The sequence below is a fragment of the Burkholderia sp. Bp8994 genome, assembly GCF_003853805.1.
In the GTDB taxonomy this organism is placed as follows: domain Bacteria; phylum Pseudomonadota; class Gammaproteobacteria; order Burkholderiales; family Burkholderiaceae; genus Burkholderia.
The window spans coordinates 17,569-33,169 of the sequence record NZ_QTQH01000012.1 but is presented as its reverse complement, the minus strand read 5'-3'; the positions used below and the strand labels follow the sequence as shown (position 1 = coordinate 33,169).

The 15,601-nt window shown below is 63.3% G+C and carries 11 protein-coding genes and 1 pseudogene; 11 read left to right on the top strand and 1 reads right to left on the bottom strand.

All coding sequences use genetic code 11. From position 1 onward, the window contains the following. Positions 1-3: 3 nt before the first annotated feature. The 3 genes from DIE04_RS14910 to DIE04_RS14900 all read left to right on the top strand — a co-directional run bounded on the left by DIE04_RS14910 (position 4) and on the right by DIE04_RS14900 (position 5,058). Entirely contained in the window at positions 4-1,773 is a 1,770-nt protein-coding gene (locus DIE04_RS14910) for a hybrid sensor histidine kinase/response regulator (RefSeq protein ID WP_124522925.1), read from the top strand. 477 nt (positions 1,774-2,250) lie between these two features. Continuing rightward, positions 2,251-3,132, top strand: coding sequence for a sterol desaturase family protein (locus tag DIE04_RS14905; protein WP_124522927.1), 882 nt, complete (start codon positions 2,251-2,253; stop codon positions 3,130-3,132). Between the two features lie 9 nt (positions 3,133-3,141). Then, positions 3,142-5,058: a serine hydrolase gene (locus tag DIE04_RS14900; RefSeq protein ID WP_124522929.1), complete on the top strand. Its 1,917-nt coding sequence runs from the start codon at positions 3,142-3,144 to the stop codon at positions 5,056-5,058. A 152-nt stretch (positions 5,059-5,210) separates the two neighbouring features. Here DIE04_RS14900 and DIE04_RS14895 read toward each other — a convergent pair. After that, positions 5,211-5,432, bottom strand: a pseudogene (locus DIE04_RS14895) (ankyrin repeat domain-containing protein); the annotation flags it as partial. On the opposite strand from DIE04_RS14895, the gene DIE04_RS29760 reads away from it, so the two are divergent. The 8 genes from DIE04_RS29760 (at position 5,411) to DIE04_RS14860 (ending at position 15,551) form a co-directional block, all read left to right on the top strand. Beyond that, positions 5,411-5,563 carry a hypothetical protein gene (locus DIE04_RS29760; RefSeq protein WP_185500365.1) on the top strand — a complete coding sequence of 51 codons (153 nt, stop codon included), beginning with the start codon at positions 5,411-5,413 and terminating at the stop codon, positions 5,561-5,563. The pseudogene DIE04_RS14895 and the gene DIE04_RS29760 overlap by 22 nt on opposite strands. Before the next feature lie 413 nt (positions 5,564-5,976). After that, on the top strand, positions 5,977-7,566 hold the full coding sequence (gene mdlC / locus DIE04_RS14890) for a benzoylformate decarboxylase (RefSeq protein WP_124522931.1): 1,590 nt from the start codon (positions 5,977-5,979) through the stop codon (positions 7,564-7,566). 55 nt (positions 7,567-7,621) lie between these two features. Next, positions 7,622-9,073, top strand: a complete 1,452-nt coding sequence (locus DIE04_RS14885) for an aldehyde dehydrogenase (RefSeq protein WP_124522933.1) — start codon at positions 7,622-7,624, stop codon at positions 9,071-9,073. A 263-nt stretch (positions 9,074-9,336) separates the two neighbouring features. Beyond that, positions 9,337-10,683: an MFS transporter gene (locus DIE04_RS14880; protein ID WP_124522935.1), complete on the top strand. Its 1,347-nt coding sequence runs from the start codon at positions 9,337-9,339 to the stop codon at positions 10,681-10,683. 93 nt (positions 10,684-10,776) lie between these two features. Beyond that, positions 10,777-11,922, top strand: a complete 1,146-nt coding sequence (locus DIE04_RS14875) for an alpha-hydroxy-acid oxidizing protein (RefSeq protein WP_124522937.1) — start codon at positions 10,777-10,779, stop codon at positions 11,920-11,922. Positions 11,923-12,005: 83 nt separating this feature from the next. Further along, positions 12,006-12,965, top strand: coding sequence for a helix-turn-helix domain-containing protein (locus tag DIE04_RS14870; protein WP_124573104.1), 960 nt, complete (start codon positions 12,006-12,008; stop codon positions 12,963-12,965). A 151-nt stretch (positions 12,966-13,116) separates the two neighbouring features. Then, complete coding sequence (locus DIE04_RS14865; RefSeq protein WP_124484766.1) at positions 13,117-14,169, top strand: carbon-nitrogen hydrolase family protein; 1,053 nt, start codon at positions 13,117-13,119, stop codon at positions 14,167-14,169. Positions 14,170-14,318: 149 nt separating this feature from the next. Beyond that, the gene (locus tag DIE04_RS14860) at positions 14,319-15,551 is read left to right on the top strand and encodes an MFS transporter (protein WP_221621947.1); all 1,233 of its coding nucleotides are present in this window, start codon (positions 14,319-14,321) and stop codon (positions 15,549-15,551) included. Positions 15,552-15,601 lie beyond the last annotated feature (50 nt).

Sequence of the window (15,601 nt, the reverse complement as noted above, 5' to 3'; positions counted from 1 at the left end):
GAAATGGCAAACAGGATAGCGCAAGAATACCGTGCCGACGTGCAGCTGGAACTGGTCAATACGCTGTACCGACAGTCTCCGCCGATCCTGTTCGGCAACATCGCCGTCGTCAGCCTGACCACCTTTCTGTTGTGGAACGAGGTGTCGCGGCATGCGCTGCTCGCGTGGGCCGCGGCGATCTGCGTGCTGACCGCGATCCGTACCGTCATGGTCTGGCGGGATCGCCGCGCAGGCGAACATCCTGCCGGGACGGCCACGCGCCGCGCGCGGAAATACATGGTGTTCGCGGGCGTGTCCGGCTGCCTGTGGGGCGCCATGGGCGTGCTGTTCTTTTCGCCGGACAACACGATCGTGACCGCGCTGATCTGCATCGTGCTGGCCGGCATGACCGGCGGCTCGGTGGCGTCGCTCTCGTCGTGGTGGCCGACCTACGTGGCTTATGCGTTGCCGACGGTGCTGCCGTTCGCGATCCGCTCGTTCGCGTACGGCAGCTCGCTGTTTTCGGTGCTGGGCTTCCTGTCGCTGTTCCTGCTCGCGGTCAATCTCGCCTTCAGCCGGACGCTGCAGCGTACCGTGCGCGATGCCGTGTCGCTGCGCTTCGAGAACGTCGACCTGATCCGGCAACTGACGCAGGAGAAGGAGCGCGCCGAACTCGCCAATCGAAGCAAATCGCAATTCCTGGCCGCCGCCAGCCACGACCTGCGTCAGCCGACGCATGCGCTCGGCCTCTACATCGCGACGCTGCGGGCGATGGCGCGCGCGCCGAGCGTCGACGGAACCGCTCTCGACGACATCGCCGAACGGCTCCGCACCGCGTTGAAAGGCATGTCGCAATTGCTGAACGTGTTGCTGGACATTTCTCGGCTCGACGCGGGCGTGATCGATGTCGAGCCGCGCCGCTTCGCGCTGCAGCAGGCGCTCGACGCGCTGGACAGCCAGTTTCGTCAGGCCGCGCTGGCCAAGGGGGTGACGCTCAGGATCCGGCCGACCGCGATCTGGCTGGAAACCGATGCGGTGCTGCTGCACACGATCCTGTCGAACCTGCTGTCGAATGCCGTGCGCTATACGCAGCGCGGCGGCATCCTGCTGGCCTGCCGGCGTCGCGGCACCGACGTCGAGATCCAGGTCTTCGATACCGGCATCGGCATCGCAGGCGATCAACTGCCGCACATCTTTCGGGAGTTCTACCAGATCGGCAACGCGGCGCGGGACCGCGAGCAGGGGCTGGGCCTCGGGCTCGCCATCGTGCAGCGCACGGCGGCGCTGATCAATGCAAGCGTGCAGGTGCGTTCGACCGCGGGCCGCGGCTCGCTGTTCTCGGTGCGGCTGGCCATGGCCGACCAGGCCCCGTCGCACGCCACCGGCGCGCACCCGTCGGGCGAGCGTGCGGGCGCAGGGCGCGGGCAGGCGCGCAAGACCATCCTCGTCGTCGACGACGATCGCGACGTGCTGGCCGGCATGCAGACGCTGCTTCAGACCTGGGGGCATACCGTGATCGCCGCGCCATCGCTGGAGCGTGCGATCGAGCTTGCCGTGCCGCGGCGCGCCGAACTGGACATGATCGTGACGGACTTCAGGCTGGCGGGGCACGTGACCGGCGCCGATGTCGTCCACCGGGTGTTCCGCGTCATCGGACGCGAGATTCCGGCCATCATCATTACCGGCGATACGTCGCCCGAGGGCATCCATGCCGCTTCGTCGAGCGGCTTCAGCGTGATGCACAAGCCGCTCGACCCGCAGGAAATGCAGACCTTGATCGACGCGCCGGCGTGACGGCGTGACGACGCAGCGATGTCATCGCACCGCGCCCGCTCGGCACCCGCACGCGAATGCGACGCGTTCGCGACGGCAGCCGGCGCGGCCGGCGCAGCGGCGACGGCGCTACTGCATCTGCGGTATTTCCCAAACGAAACGGGTGCAGTACCTTCGCACCTGCTGGCAATCGTAAAAAACAGTCGCGCGGGGTAGCGAAGAAGGCAGGACAGCCGGGGAGACCAACCCACGGTTCAGGCCGCACGTCCGATCGAATCGGCACGGCGCCGGCACGGCCTGATGCCGCGGAACAGGATCGGTCGCAGTGCGGCCGATCCTGTTCCAGGCGTCGTCCTTTCTGAAAGCAACGCGACAGGGTGCCGTGCCTGCACCCTGAATCGCGCTCGCCTTGCGCATGAGCCGACCGGCCTCTCGCGGTCGAATCCTTGAACGGTCATGGCGCGGCCTCGCCCCCCGCCTGCCTGGAGCGCAACGGTGATGGACAATCTGCCCAATATCATGGTGGCCGCGTTCCCGGCCTTCGCGGTGCTGATCGCCGTGGAAATCGTACTCGCGGCGGTGCTCGGCCGGTCGCTGTACCGGACCCGCGACACGCTGGCGAACCTCGCGCTCGCGGCCGGCGCATTCGTCGCCAGCGTGCTGACCGGCGGGCTGGTGCTGGCGGTACTGAGCTGGGTGTACGCGCACCGGCTCTTCACGATCCCGACGAACGTCTGGTGGGCGTGGGTGCTGTGCTTCTTCGCGGACGATTTCAGCTACTACTGGTTCCACCGCCTGAGTCACGAGGTGCGCTGGTTCTGGGCGTCGCATTCGGTCCACCATTCGTCGGAACAATACAACCTGTCGGTATCGCTGCGCCAGACGTGGACGGGCACGATCACCGGATCGTTCCTGTTCTGGGCGTGGATGCCGTGGGTCGGGTTCCATCCGAAGATGATCCTGTTCATGCAGTCGGTGAGCCTGATCTACCAGTTCTGGATCCACACCGAAGCGATCGGCAAGATGCCGCGCTGGTTCGAGGCGCTGCTGAACACGCCGTCGCAGCATCGCGTCCATCACGGCAGCGATTTCGACTATCTGGATACCAACTACGCCGGCACCACGATGATCTGGGATCGGCTGTTCCGCTCGTACACGCCCGAGCGATTCACGCCGCACTACGGGCTGACGTCGAGCATCGGCACCGACAATCCGTTCAGGATCGCGTTCTACGAGTGGCGCAATATCGCGCGCGACCTCGCGAAAGCCGACAGCCTGCACACCGCGATCCAGTACCTGATCCGGCCGCCCGGCTGGAGTCCCGACGGCAGTTCCCTGACGACGCGCGATGCGCGGCGTGCCGCACAGCAGGTTTCCTGAGAAGACGATATGGCTCACACACGCGATCCACACGACCGGCGCCACGATGCGGCGCCATCCAGCGCCGGCCGCCGGCAATTCCTCGAATACGCGGGCGCGGGGTTGTTGTCCGCGATGCTGCCCGGTTGCGGCGGCGCGGATACGATTCAGCGGTCGACCTACGACGCGACCATCGCGGCGGGGCGGCAAACGATCCAGGCCGCGCTCGATGCCCATCCGCGGAACCTCGCGGGCATCTCGGTCGCGTTGCTCAAGGGCAATCAGGTCGTGTGGGCGCAGGCGTTCGGGAATGCGTCGATCAACCCGGCGGTCGCCGCCACGCCGACGACGCGCTACAACATCGGTTCGGTATCCAAAGTGATCGCGGCGCTGGCCGGCGTGATCCTGCAGGATCGCGGGCTGATCGACCTCGACGCGCCGATCGTCCGGTACGTGCCGTCGTTTACCATGCTGTCGCCGCAGTATACGCAGATCACGTCGCGTCATCTGCTGTCGCATTCGTCCGGGCTGCCCGGCCAGAACGTCGACGACATGTTCTCGTATGCGCCGATTCCGGGCTACGCGGCGACCGCGCAAAAGGTGCTCGCCAACGAACACCTGAATCATCCGCCGGGCCAGTTCGCGGTGTACTGCAACGACGGTTTCACGATCTTCGAGCTGGTGGTCGCGGCAGTCACCGGGCTGAGCTTCGCCGATTTCGTTCAGCGCGACATTCTCGCGCCGCTGAACATGACGAATTCCGGCTTCCTGACCAGCGTGCCGACGAGCGGCCAGTTCGCGCTGGCGTACGCGAACGGCATCCAGTACGGGCAGGAATTCGCGAATCCGTACGCCACCGGCGGCCTGTCGACGACGCCGCTCGACATGATGAACCTCGCGCAACTGTTCATCGGCAACGGCGTGTTTCAGGGGCGGCGCATCGCGTCGGCGGCCGGAATCGCCGACATGCTGACGGACCAGACCGACCGGTGGCAGATCAAGTCGACCCGGCTCGGTTACTCGTATGCCTATGGGCTCGGCTGGGACGACGTCGACGATCCGGTCCTGCGCGCGGCCGGCGCCGCCGGCGCGTACAAGAGCGGCGGCACGCAGTTCTTTTCAAGCCATTTCTACGTGCTGCCGGCGGCGCAAATGGCGCTGATGATCACCGGCAGCACCGGCTATGACGCGGCCGGCATCGCGCCCACGATCCTGCTGCAGGCGTTGCAGGAAGACGGCAGCATCGCCGGGGCCCCCGCGAAGGTGAATGTCGCTGCACCGCCGGCGGCTGCGTCGCCGGACGTTTCCGCCGTCGGCGGCGTCTACGGCAACGAATCGGCGCCGATGCAGGTCGTCGTGAACACGAACGGCAGCCTGGCGTTGACGCAATGGAACGGCACGGCGTGGATGGACGCCGGCCCGAGCAGCGCGCCGTACGTGTATCGCAGCGACGGCTGGTGGTGGAGCGACGGCGATACCGTGTCGTACCGGTTCGATATCCTGCCGGGCACGGACGACGCGGGCAACGCGGTGAGCAATCGGTATCTGACCAAGCGTGTGGTCGACGGCTCGGGCTATGTGTTCCGCGTCACGCCGTATGCGCAGCAACTGCCGGCGCTGCCGCGGCTCGACGCCGCCTGGCAGGCACGTGTGAACACGTCGTGGAACGTGATCAACGAATCGGCGCAGTCGGTGTTCTCGGGCGGCAAGCTGCGGGTGTCGCTCGGCAGCCTCGACGCGTTGCCGGGCTATGTCCTGTTCGCTTACAGCACCAGCGGCGGCGCCCACTTCAACTACCAGTTGTTGAAGCCGCTGGCCGACGACCGCTGCGGGATGACCGTGCAGATACCAGTGATGCCTGGCCGCGATCTGTTCGAAATCAGCATGACGAACGTGAGCAATGTCGAGACGATGGCGGCTTCCGGATGGCTGTGCCAGCGCGCGTGAGGGCCGGCGGGAAGGGCGCGAGGCGCGACATCAGCGGCATGACCGACGCGCCGGCAAGCCGGCTCCGGTGTTAAGGCCGGAACGTGTGCCTTCGTGACCTTGTGCCGCATGACGATCGACAGGCAGTCAACCTCGAGGGCAAGCTCGAGCGGTTACGGCCTCGCTCGCAACGTCACATCGGCATTCGGCGTCGCGCCCACCTTTTCGAGCGCCGCAACCGCGGCGTCGTTGCCTTGCAGGATGGCGTTCTGCAGTGCGGTGCGGCCGAGCGCATCGACGTGATCCGGGTTCGCGCCACGGCCGACGAGCACCGGCAGCATGTCGAGGCGGCCGAACAGCGCGGCGAACGACAATGCCGTTTCGCTGGCGGGATTTCTTCGCAGGGCTGATGCAGGGCCTCGACATGACGACCTGGGTGCAGTTGCCGGACGGCAACCTGCAGGTGCGGTTCAACAGCGGCGTGATCCAGTATCGGCAGGGCACCGGCGCCTGGACCGACGCATAGGCGGCCCGCCCGGGTGAAGCCGGCGCGGGACACGCGAGCGTGCGCCGGCGCAGTTGTCATGGCCGCGTCGATCAGCGTCACGCTGCCGCTTGTTTCAGCCGCGACGGCCGCTCGGCCGTTGAAAGGGGCTAAAGGAATCGAACAAGGTCCCGAGTTGTCCGGTACTAGGTGTCTTCCCTGAACGGGATCGCCATGGCCGCTCACCGCGGCCGCCGCAGAGCCGGCGATGACGGCGTACGGCCTTGACCCGCAAGGCTTCCGGGCGGAATGGACGCATCCGGCAGCCCGATGGACCCATGCCAGAAAGTAATGACTTTGAGCAATTTTGGCAATTTTCAAACAATGCATCGAATCCCATACTGCGGCTCATCCAATCACCGCCAGCCTGAGTGGCGAACCGCAGAGGACTCGAGATGCAACGAAACACAAGTGGGCAGCCGACCGTTCGCGATGCCGTCGTGGACTTGATGCGGCGCCTCGGCATGACGTCGGTGTTTGCCAATCCCGGCTCGACCGAGCTGCCCATGTTCCGCGACTTCCCGGAGGACTTCCGGTACGTGCTGGGATTGCAGGAAGCCGTCGTCGTCGGTATGGCGGATGGATATGCCCAGGCCACCGGCAATGCCGCTCTGGTCAATCTGCATTCGGCGGCCGGTGTCGGCAACGCGATGGGCAACATATTCACGGCTTTCAGGAACCGGACGCCGCTGATCATTACTGCCGGCCAGCAGGCCCGTTCAATTCTGCCGTTCGATCCGTTTCTGTCGGCATCGCAAGCAACCGAGTTGCCGCGGCCCTATGTGAAGTGGAGCATCGAATCGGCTCGTGCCGCGGATGTTCCGCTTGCGCTCGCCCGTGCTTACCACGTGGCGATGCAGGAGCCGCGTGGCCCGGTGTTCGTTTCCATTCCGGTCGACGACTGGGATCAGCCGGCCGACCTCGTCGAGGCGACACGGGTCAGCACCCGGTTCCGCCCCGATCCGGCATCGATCGCGGAGATCGGTGACGCGCTGGACAACTGCAAACGGCCGGCCATCATCGTCGGCGCGGAACTCGATCGTGCCGACGCCTGGAGCGAGGCCATCCAGCTCGCCGAGCGCCACAATGCGCGGGTTTATGTCGCGCCGATGTCGTCACGCTGCAGCTTCCCTGAAGATCACCGACTTTTCGCCGGATTCCTTCCGGCGATGCGCGAAAAAATCGTTCGGATTCTGGATGGGCATGACCTGATCTTCGTCATCGGGGCGCCGGCTTTTGCGTATCACGTCGAAGGCAGTGGGCCGCATGTGCCTGATGGCGCGGCGTTGTACCAATTGATCGACGATCCGGCTACCGCGGCGTGGACCCCGGTCGGCACGTCGGTGGTGGCGAACGTTCGCCTGGGGCTGGCGGACCTGCTCGCCCGTCCGGCGCCGCGTGGCCGGCCGTTGCCGGCGCCTCGCGAGGTCGTCGAGCGAGCCGAGCCCACGGCGGTCATGTCGGTCGCGTATGCGTTGCAGACGCTCTCCGAGGTGCGCGACGCAGCGGATATCGTGGTCGAGGAGGCGCCAAGTTCGCGGCCCGTCATGCAGCGTTATCTGCCGTTCACGCGCAGTCAGACGTTTTACACGATGGCAAGCGGCGGTCTGGGCTACGGCATGCCCGCCGCGGTGGGCGTGGCGTTGGGCAAACCCGGCAGCCGCGTGATCGGCCTCATCGGTGACGGCTCGACGATGTATTCGCCCCAAGCGATCTATAGCGCGGTCCAACTCGATCTCCCGATCACCTTTGTCATCCTGAATAACGCCCGCTATGCCGCCTTGCAGGAATTTGCGCCCGTCTTTGGCTTCTCCGCGTCGGATCCGGTACAGGGCACCGACCTCGCGGGGCTGGATTTCGTTTCTCTGGCCAACAGCATGGGTTGCGAAGGGGTGCGAGTGAGCGACGCGCCGTCGCTGAAGTCCGCGCTGGAAGACGCTTTGTCTTCGGGCAAAACGCGCCTTGTAGAAATTGTCGTGGCCTGACCGCGAGTCGGTGGTTCGACAGGCTGGCTTTTCAAACATATTCCAGGAGACGGCTATGAATCAGGTATCGATGTTGATCAACGGCGAGCGCACGATGGCTCGCGATGGGGCGACATTCGAGCGCCGCAATCCGCTCGATGGCACGGTTGCATCGACCGCACCCGCCGCGACCGTCGCCGATGCACAGGCCGCGGTGCACGCTGCCGCCGCCGCTTTTCCCGCTTGGTCGGCGATGGGGCCCGGCGAGCGACGCGCATTGCTGAATCGAGCCGCAGATGCGCTCGAAGAAAAGCGCGACGCTTTCGCGCTGGCAATGGCAACCGAAACGGGCGCGTCCCGCCTGTGGGCCGATTTCAACGTCAAGCTTGCGGCCGACGGATTGCGCGAAGCTGCTGCGATGATCACGCAGATTTCGGGCGAAGTGATTCCGTCGGACGTGCCCGGCAATCTCGCGCTCGGGGTTCGGCAGGCCGCCGGCGTCGTGCTCGGGATCGCACCGTGGAACGCGCCCGTCATCCTCGGCGTGCGTGCCATCGCGTTGCCGCTGGCTTGCGGCAATACCGTCGTGCTCAAGGGTTCGGAAATTTGCCCCGCGACCCACGGCCTCATCATCGAGGCGTTGCAGGACGCCGGGCTGCCGCGCGGCGTCGTGAACTTCGTCACGAATGCGCCGGCGAATGCCGGCGCCATTGTCGAAGCGCTCATTGCCGAGCCCGCGGTCAGACGGGTGAACTTCACGGGCTCGACCCGCGTCGGCCGCATCATCGCCACCCAGTGCGCGAAGTATCTGAAGCCATCGGTACTTGAGCTCGGCGGAAAGGCTCCGTTTCTTGTTCTTCACGATGCCGATATCGACGCTGCGGTTCAAGGCGCGGCATTCGGGGCGTTCGCAAATTCCGGTCAGATCTGCATGTCCACCGAACGCATCGTCGTCGACACGAACATCGCCGACGAATTCGTCGCGCGCCTGGCCGAAAAGGCGAAGAGCCTGCCGCTTGGCGATCCGAGAAAGGGCCCGGCCGTGCTCGGCTCCGTTGTAGACATGGCGACCGTCAGGAAGTGCAACGACCTGATCGACGACGCGCTGGCGAAAGGTGCGACGTTGGTCTGCGGAGGAAAATCCGAGACCACGCTCATGCCGGCCACGCTGCTCGATCACGTCACGGCCGACATGCGTATCTACCGGGAGGAGTCGTTCGGGCCGGTCAAGGCGATCGTCCGCGTCGAGGGAGACGAAGCGGCCATCGCATGCGCGAACGACAACGAATATGGTCTGTCGGCGGCAGTCTTCAGCCGTGACGTCGCGCGTGCGTTGACGGTAGCGAAGCGTATCGAGTCCGGGCTTTGCCACGTCAATGGGCCGACGGTTCACGACGAGGCGCAAATGCCGTTTGGCGGGATGAAGTCCAGTGGTTTCGGGCACTTCGGCGGCAAGGCGGGAATCGCGGAATTTACCGATTTGCGCTGGATCACCGTGCAAACGACGCCTCGTCACTATCCGTTCTGATGGTTGCCACGGTCGGGGCGCGTCTTGTTCGCGACGGACGAGACGGGCCGCTGGATCGTGGGCGCGAACAAAACAACAACCCTGTACCGGTGAGTAGCCTTCGCTCCTGTAACGACGAGCGATCGGCTTAAGGAGACTGCAATGCCTGTTGTCAATTTTGAGTGGTCGCTCGATCGCACCCGGTTCGAGTCGGGCCATCACGTCGGAAAACGGATTACCCAGGCAGGCGATTCAGGCTTCACTGCTCTGGTCGGGGGGGCGAAATGAACGATCGTAATCCCGGTCTGCCGATCGTCGACATAGGCCGCACCCTTGATGACGGACCGTTCTCGGCGTTTCAGCGAATGGTCGTCTTTCTCGCCGCGTTCGCGATCGTGATGGATGGCTTCGATGGGCAACTCATCGGGTTCGCGATTCCCAGCTTGATCAAGGAATGGGGCATTACGCGCAACGCATTTGCGCCCGCCGTTGCTGCCGGCCTCGTAGGCATGGGTATCGGTAGCGCGTTCGCCGGCCTTTTCGCGGACAGGTTCGGTCGGCGCTGGGCCATCATTGGAAGCGTGCTGGTATTTGGCCTGGCGACGAGTTCGATTGCGCTATCGCCGGACGTCATGACCATTGCAATCCTGCGCTTCTTCGCGGGACTGGGTATCGGTGGTGCGCTGCCAAGCGCGACGACCATGACGGCGGAATTTACGCCGGCTCGCCGGCGGACGCTCGCAGTCACCGCAACCATCGTGTGCGTACCGCTGGGGGGCATGCTTGCGGGACTGTTCGCGAGCGTCGTGCTTCCTCACTATGGCTGGCGTGGGCTCTTTCTCATCGGCGGCACGCTTCCCGTGGCACTGGCGTTCCTGCTGTATCTCGCCATGCCGGAATCGCCCCGGTATCTTGTCCGCCATGACGAACGCTGGAACGAACTGCGTCACCTGCTGACCCGCATGTCCCGCTCGATTCAGCCGGACGCCGTGTTCGCCGATCAGAAGGAACAGAAAGCGGTACAGCGTCCGGGCTTTCGTGCTCTGTTCGCGGACGATCAAGGCCGTGACACGATTGCAATCTGGATCGCTTTCTTCATGAACCTGATCGCGGTCTACAGCGCATTCAGCTGGCTGCCGACGATGCTTGCAGGCGAGGGGCTCAGCTCTTCGGTGGCGGGTTCGGGTCTTACCGCCTACAACCTGGGGGGCGTCATCGGCGCACTGGGCTGCGCAGTGGCAATCGGCCGGTTCGGGTCACGCTGGCCTTTGCTCGTGTGCTGTCTGATGGCATCCGCGAGCGCGCTTTTCCTGCGCGGCATCGACGTCTCTGCCCACACGACGTTGCTTGTGTTCGGAATTGGTTTGCACGGCCTCTTCGTGAACGCAGTTCAGTCGACGATGTATGCCCTTTGCGCCTACGTCTACCCAACCGAGATACGCGCGACCGGGACCGCATCCGCGCTTGCATTCGGGCGGCTCGGAGCGATACTCAGCGCGTTCGCCGGGGCATTCGTGATCACGCAGGGGGGAGCGTCCGCGTACCTGGGCATGCTTGGTGGGGCGATGTCGATGGTCTTTATCTGCCTGATGATCGTGCGTCGTCATGTTCCGCCCGTCAATCGCGCCTGACCTCAGGCTCCAGCTTGACAGAGGCGCGCGAATCCGGACTCCAGCGCGCCTCGTGTTCTTCGCATCACGATCTACTCCGACAGTACGTCAATCATGACAAAAGGATTTCCCGGCATTTTCTCCGTCAGCGACTATCGTGACGAAGCCAGACGGCGGCTGCCACGAATGGTGTTCGACTATCTGGAAGGCGCGGCGGACGATGAATCGGGACTGAGGCACAACCGTTCGGCGTTCGATAAATTGCAGTTGTTGCCGCGCCGGCTGTCGGATGTCAGCATACGAGAGCAGTCGGTGGAACTTTTAGGCCGGCGGATTCCATCACCGCTGGTGATCGCACCCACGGGCCTGAATAGCGCATTCTGGCCCAAGGGCGACCTCGCACTTGCGCGTGCGGCGGCCAAGGCCGGTATTCCCTTTGCGCTATCGACGGCTTCCAACATGTCCATCGAAGAGGTGGCAAAAGGAGCCGACGGAGAACTGTGGTTTCAACTGTATGTGGTTCATCGCAACCTCGCGAAGAGCCTGGTCAATCGTGCCCGCGCGGCTCGCTATTCGACCTTGATCCTCACCACCGATGTAGCGGTCAACGGTTTTCGCCAACGCGATCTTCGCAACGGCTTTGCCATGCCGTTCAAGGCAAGTGCGCGCGCGGCCGTCGACGGACTGTCGCACCCGCGTTGGCTTTGGTCCTATCTGATGCACGGCATGCCGGAGTTGAGAAATTTCGCTACGGACGATGCATCGGACACGGCCTCCCAGGCAGCGATTCTTCGCAGACAGATGGATGCGAGCTTCAGTTGGGATGACCTGCGCCGTTTGCGGGACGAATGGCCGGGCAAACTCCTCGTCAAGGGCATCGTGACGGCCGACGATGCCGCGCGGTGCGTCGAGCTCGGCGCGGACGGCGTGATCGTTTCGAACCACGGCGGCCGGCAGCTCGCCGACCTGCCCGCGACAGCCGATGTGCTGCCGGATATTGTCGAGCGCACCTCGGGAACGACTGTCATTCTCGACAGTGGGATACGGACAGGGGCTGACGTCGTCAAGGCGATCGCCTTGGGGGCACATGCCGTGATGCTCGGGCGCGCCACGTTATACGGGTTGGCAGCCAGAGGGGAAATCGGCGTGAGCGACGTCATCGAGATGATCAAACGGGAAACAGACCGGACACTCGCCCTCATCGGTTGCCGCTCGGTCGGGGAGCTCGATCGCAGCTACATTTCGAAGCGACCGTCATAGGTTACTGCGCATTGACGCGGGATTCTGGATGCGCAATTGTTCGGGATCGCTATCCCGCGTATTTGTAGTCGGAATCTTGTGCCATGAATCAAGTGATTACTACGGATCAATACCATCGCGACGACCGGCTTGTGGCATGGGCGGATCAGGTTCGGGCCAGCTGCGTCCCCATGGTTTTCAGGACCGAGTCCGATCAGGGATTTCGTGGCGAGACCTCCAGCGTGAACACCGACGGAGTGTGCGTGTCACGGATCTCGGCGGTCGATCACGTTGCGGCGCATGACTGGGAGGAAGTGCGGCGCACGGCGGACGACTACCTGCTCGTGTCGATACAGATCGAGGGGCGAGGTGCAATCGAGCAGGATGCCCGCACCGCGTTCGTCGACCCTACCGACATGGTGCTGTTCGACTCGTCGCGCAATTTCGCGTGGCATTTTTCCGGGGAGCATTACACGATCCGCTTTCCGCGCAGGGCGCTGGAGAAATTGGTGCCGTGTGGCCGGCAGCATACGGCAGTGAGGATTCCCGCGGCGACGGGGATCCGCCGCGTCGCGGCCGACCATATCGCATCCCTGCACAGAGCGCTTTCGTCAGACGAAGGCGCCGTGGCCGGCTGCGGGAAGCTTGCCGATGTGACCGCAAATCTGGTCGCCCTGGCGCTGGCCGATCATTTCAACACGGTTCCCCTGCCGAAATCCAACGTGAAGGAGATGCATCTGCTCCGGGCGCGTGCGTTCATCAAGGATCGTATCCACGAACCGGAACTGGGACCCGAACAGATCGCCGATGAGCTTGGGGTTTCCAGCCGTTACCTTTACCGACTGTTCGCCGAGGCCGGAGAGTCGATAGGCGAGATCATCTGTACGACCAGACTCAATGGATGCGGCGAGTGGCTTCAGCAGCGCGCCTACGCAAACCGCTCGATTACCGATATTGCGATGGCATGGGGTTTCAATAATGCATCGCATTTCAGCCGTACGTTTCGACGTCACTTCGGAATGTCCGCCCGCGACTACCGTGCGAAGCATTGCGACGCTTTCTGAAGCGTCCTGAGTTGGCTGCGACAGCGATCCCACCTGCTGGCAGCAAAAGTGAAAATCCTGTTCTGTCAGAGTCAAGCGTCCGCCATATTGGCCCGGGACACTTCATCTACAACGTTGCGGGCGTCCCGCCCGCGAGTCGTGGAGGAATATCTTGGCTCTCAACCATCCCCAATATAAAGCGGCTGTGGTGCAGGCCGCCCCGGCGTTCCTCGATCTTCAGGCCGGAATCGAAAAGTCCATCCGCTTGATTGAACAGGCCGCGCAGGCCGGCGCCGACCTGATCGCATTCCCCGAAGTCTGGCTGCCGGGCTATCCGTTCTATGTCTGGCTCGGTACCCCGGCCTGGTATATGAGCAAAGGCTATGTCCAGCGCTACTTCGACAACTCACTGAGCTACGACAGTCCGGAAGCCGACGCACTGAGGGACGCGGCGAGAAAAAACCGTATCACGGTGGTGATGGGACTCTCGGAGCGCAAGGGCCACTCGTTGTATATCTCCCAATGGATTATCGGCCCCGACGGGGAAACACTCCTGCAACGACAGAAACTCAAGCCCACACACCTCGAACGGACGGTTTTCGGTGACGGGGAGGGCAGTGGCTTGACCGTGGTCGACAGTCCGCTGGGAAAGCTCGGCGCGCTTTGTTGTGCCGAGCACGTGCAACCTTTGACCAAAGCCGCCATGTATGCGCAAGGCGAACAGGTCCACGTTGCCGCCTGGCCGAGCTTTTCCCTCTATGAATTTGCGAGCGCATTGAGCCACCAGGTGAACAACGCGGTTTCGCGAACCTACGCCGTCGAAGGAGGGTGCTTTGTCCTTGCGCCTTCGACAGTCGTCACCGAAGAGATGGTCGAGAGTCTGTGTGACACCGCGGACAAACGTCAGCTGTTGCGGCCAGGCGGTGGCCATAGCGTTGGATACGGGCCTGACGGGGCGGAATTGTTCGAAAAGATCGACGAAACCGCAGAAGGCTTGCTCTACGCCAACATCGATCTCGGCCTGCAATCGCTTTCGAAGTGCGTTTTCGATCCCGCGGGGCATTACTCGCGGCCGGACGTTCTGCGATTGCTGATCGATCGGCGGCCGCGCCCCCCTTTCGCCGAGACTCTCGACAGAACGCCGGTGGAGACGCGCGCCGATGCTCAAACGTCATCAGACAACGGCTGCTTGTCCGAGCTTGCGGGAAGTGGCGTAGATCAGTAACGGGACCATCGAGTTCGCCATGTCATGCCATGGCGAGCCGGGTCAGAGGTTTTCATGTCGCTACCGTGTTTGCTTGATATCGATTGAAACCGGACGGTTTTTTCGAAATAACAGCAATCCGGTCTCGACCATATATTTAGGATGTCGATATGAACTACAAAGAAAATCGAGACTACGAATGGAAGATGGTCATCTTTCTTGCGGTGCTGTTCGGAATCGTCGGTCTCGATCGTCTGGTCATCGTGTACCTGTTTCCGGTGCTGCTGCCGGAGCTCAAACTGAACAACACGCAGGCAGGCGCCATCGCCTCGGTTCTCGCATTGACTTGGGCAGTTTCGACATGGGTGCTCGGGAGTCTGTCCGACCGCCATGGGCGTCGCAAGATTCTGCTCGGTTCTTCAATCTTCTTCTCGGTGATGACATCCTTTACCGGTGTCGCCAAGTCGTTCCACAGCATGCTGCTTGTGCGCGGCCTCCTCGGCGTGGGAGAGGGGGGCGTCTTCAGCGCCAGCGTTGCGACCATCGACGAGATATCGACGCCGCGTCGGCGCGGCTTGAATCTTGGCATTCACCAGTCGTTTTTCCCCCTTCTTGGTATCGGTCTTGGACCGATCATCGCTACCCAGCTCGCGATGCATATGCGCTGGGAGTGGGTGTTCTTCGTTCTCGGTATCCCGGGGCTTTTGCTGACGTTCCTGATCGGCAGGACCATGCGGAAGTCGGAGGCAAATCGCGACAAGCAGGTCCGATCGGCATCGGGCGGCCCCTTGACCGTGCTGCGATACAAGAACATCTGGCTGACCACGGTCATCGGATCGCTTTTCCAGACGGGCCTGTTCGTGTTCTCGACGTTCGTCGCGCTCTATCTGACCAAAGTGGCGGGCCTCAGCCTCGGCACGGTCGGCCTGATCATCTCCGGATGGGGTTTCGGCGGGTTTATCGGGATGATCGCCGTTCCGGCGATCTCTGATCGGCTCGGGCGGCGGATCGTGCTCGTCGTCTCTGCGACTTGCTACGGCATCCTGATGTTGGCTTTCGTTCTTTGTCACGCTTCTCCGATCGTCATGTTCGCGAATCTCTTTGCTGCCGGGATTTGCGGCTTCGGCATCGCACCGCTCTTTCTTGCCGTGATTCCATGCGAATCCGTACCGTCCACGCTGACTGGCTCCGCCGTAGGCGTTCCTACCGCTGTCAGTGAACTCATCGGTGGAGTCCTGATGCCGGTGGTGGCTGGCGGGCTCGCCGACACGTTCGGTCTTGGCTATCCGATGCTGATCGTCGGTGGGGTGTCGTTGGTGAGCGCTTTCGTGGGGATGTTTCTCGATGAAACGGTGCCGGCCGCGACGTCGAAGCATTCCGTCTCGAACATCGACGCGGTCTGAACGTTCGGCAAAGAGCAGGCGGATTTCAGACCTTTGCGGGGACTCGCGCG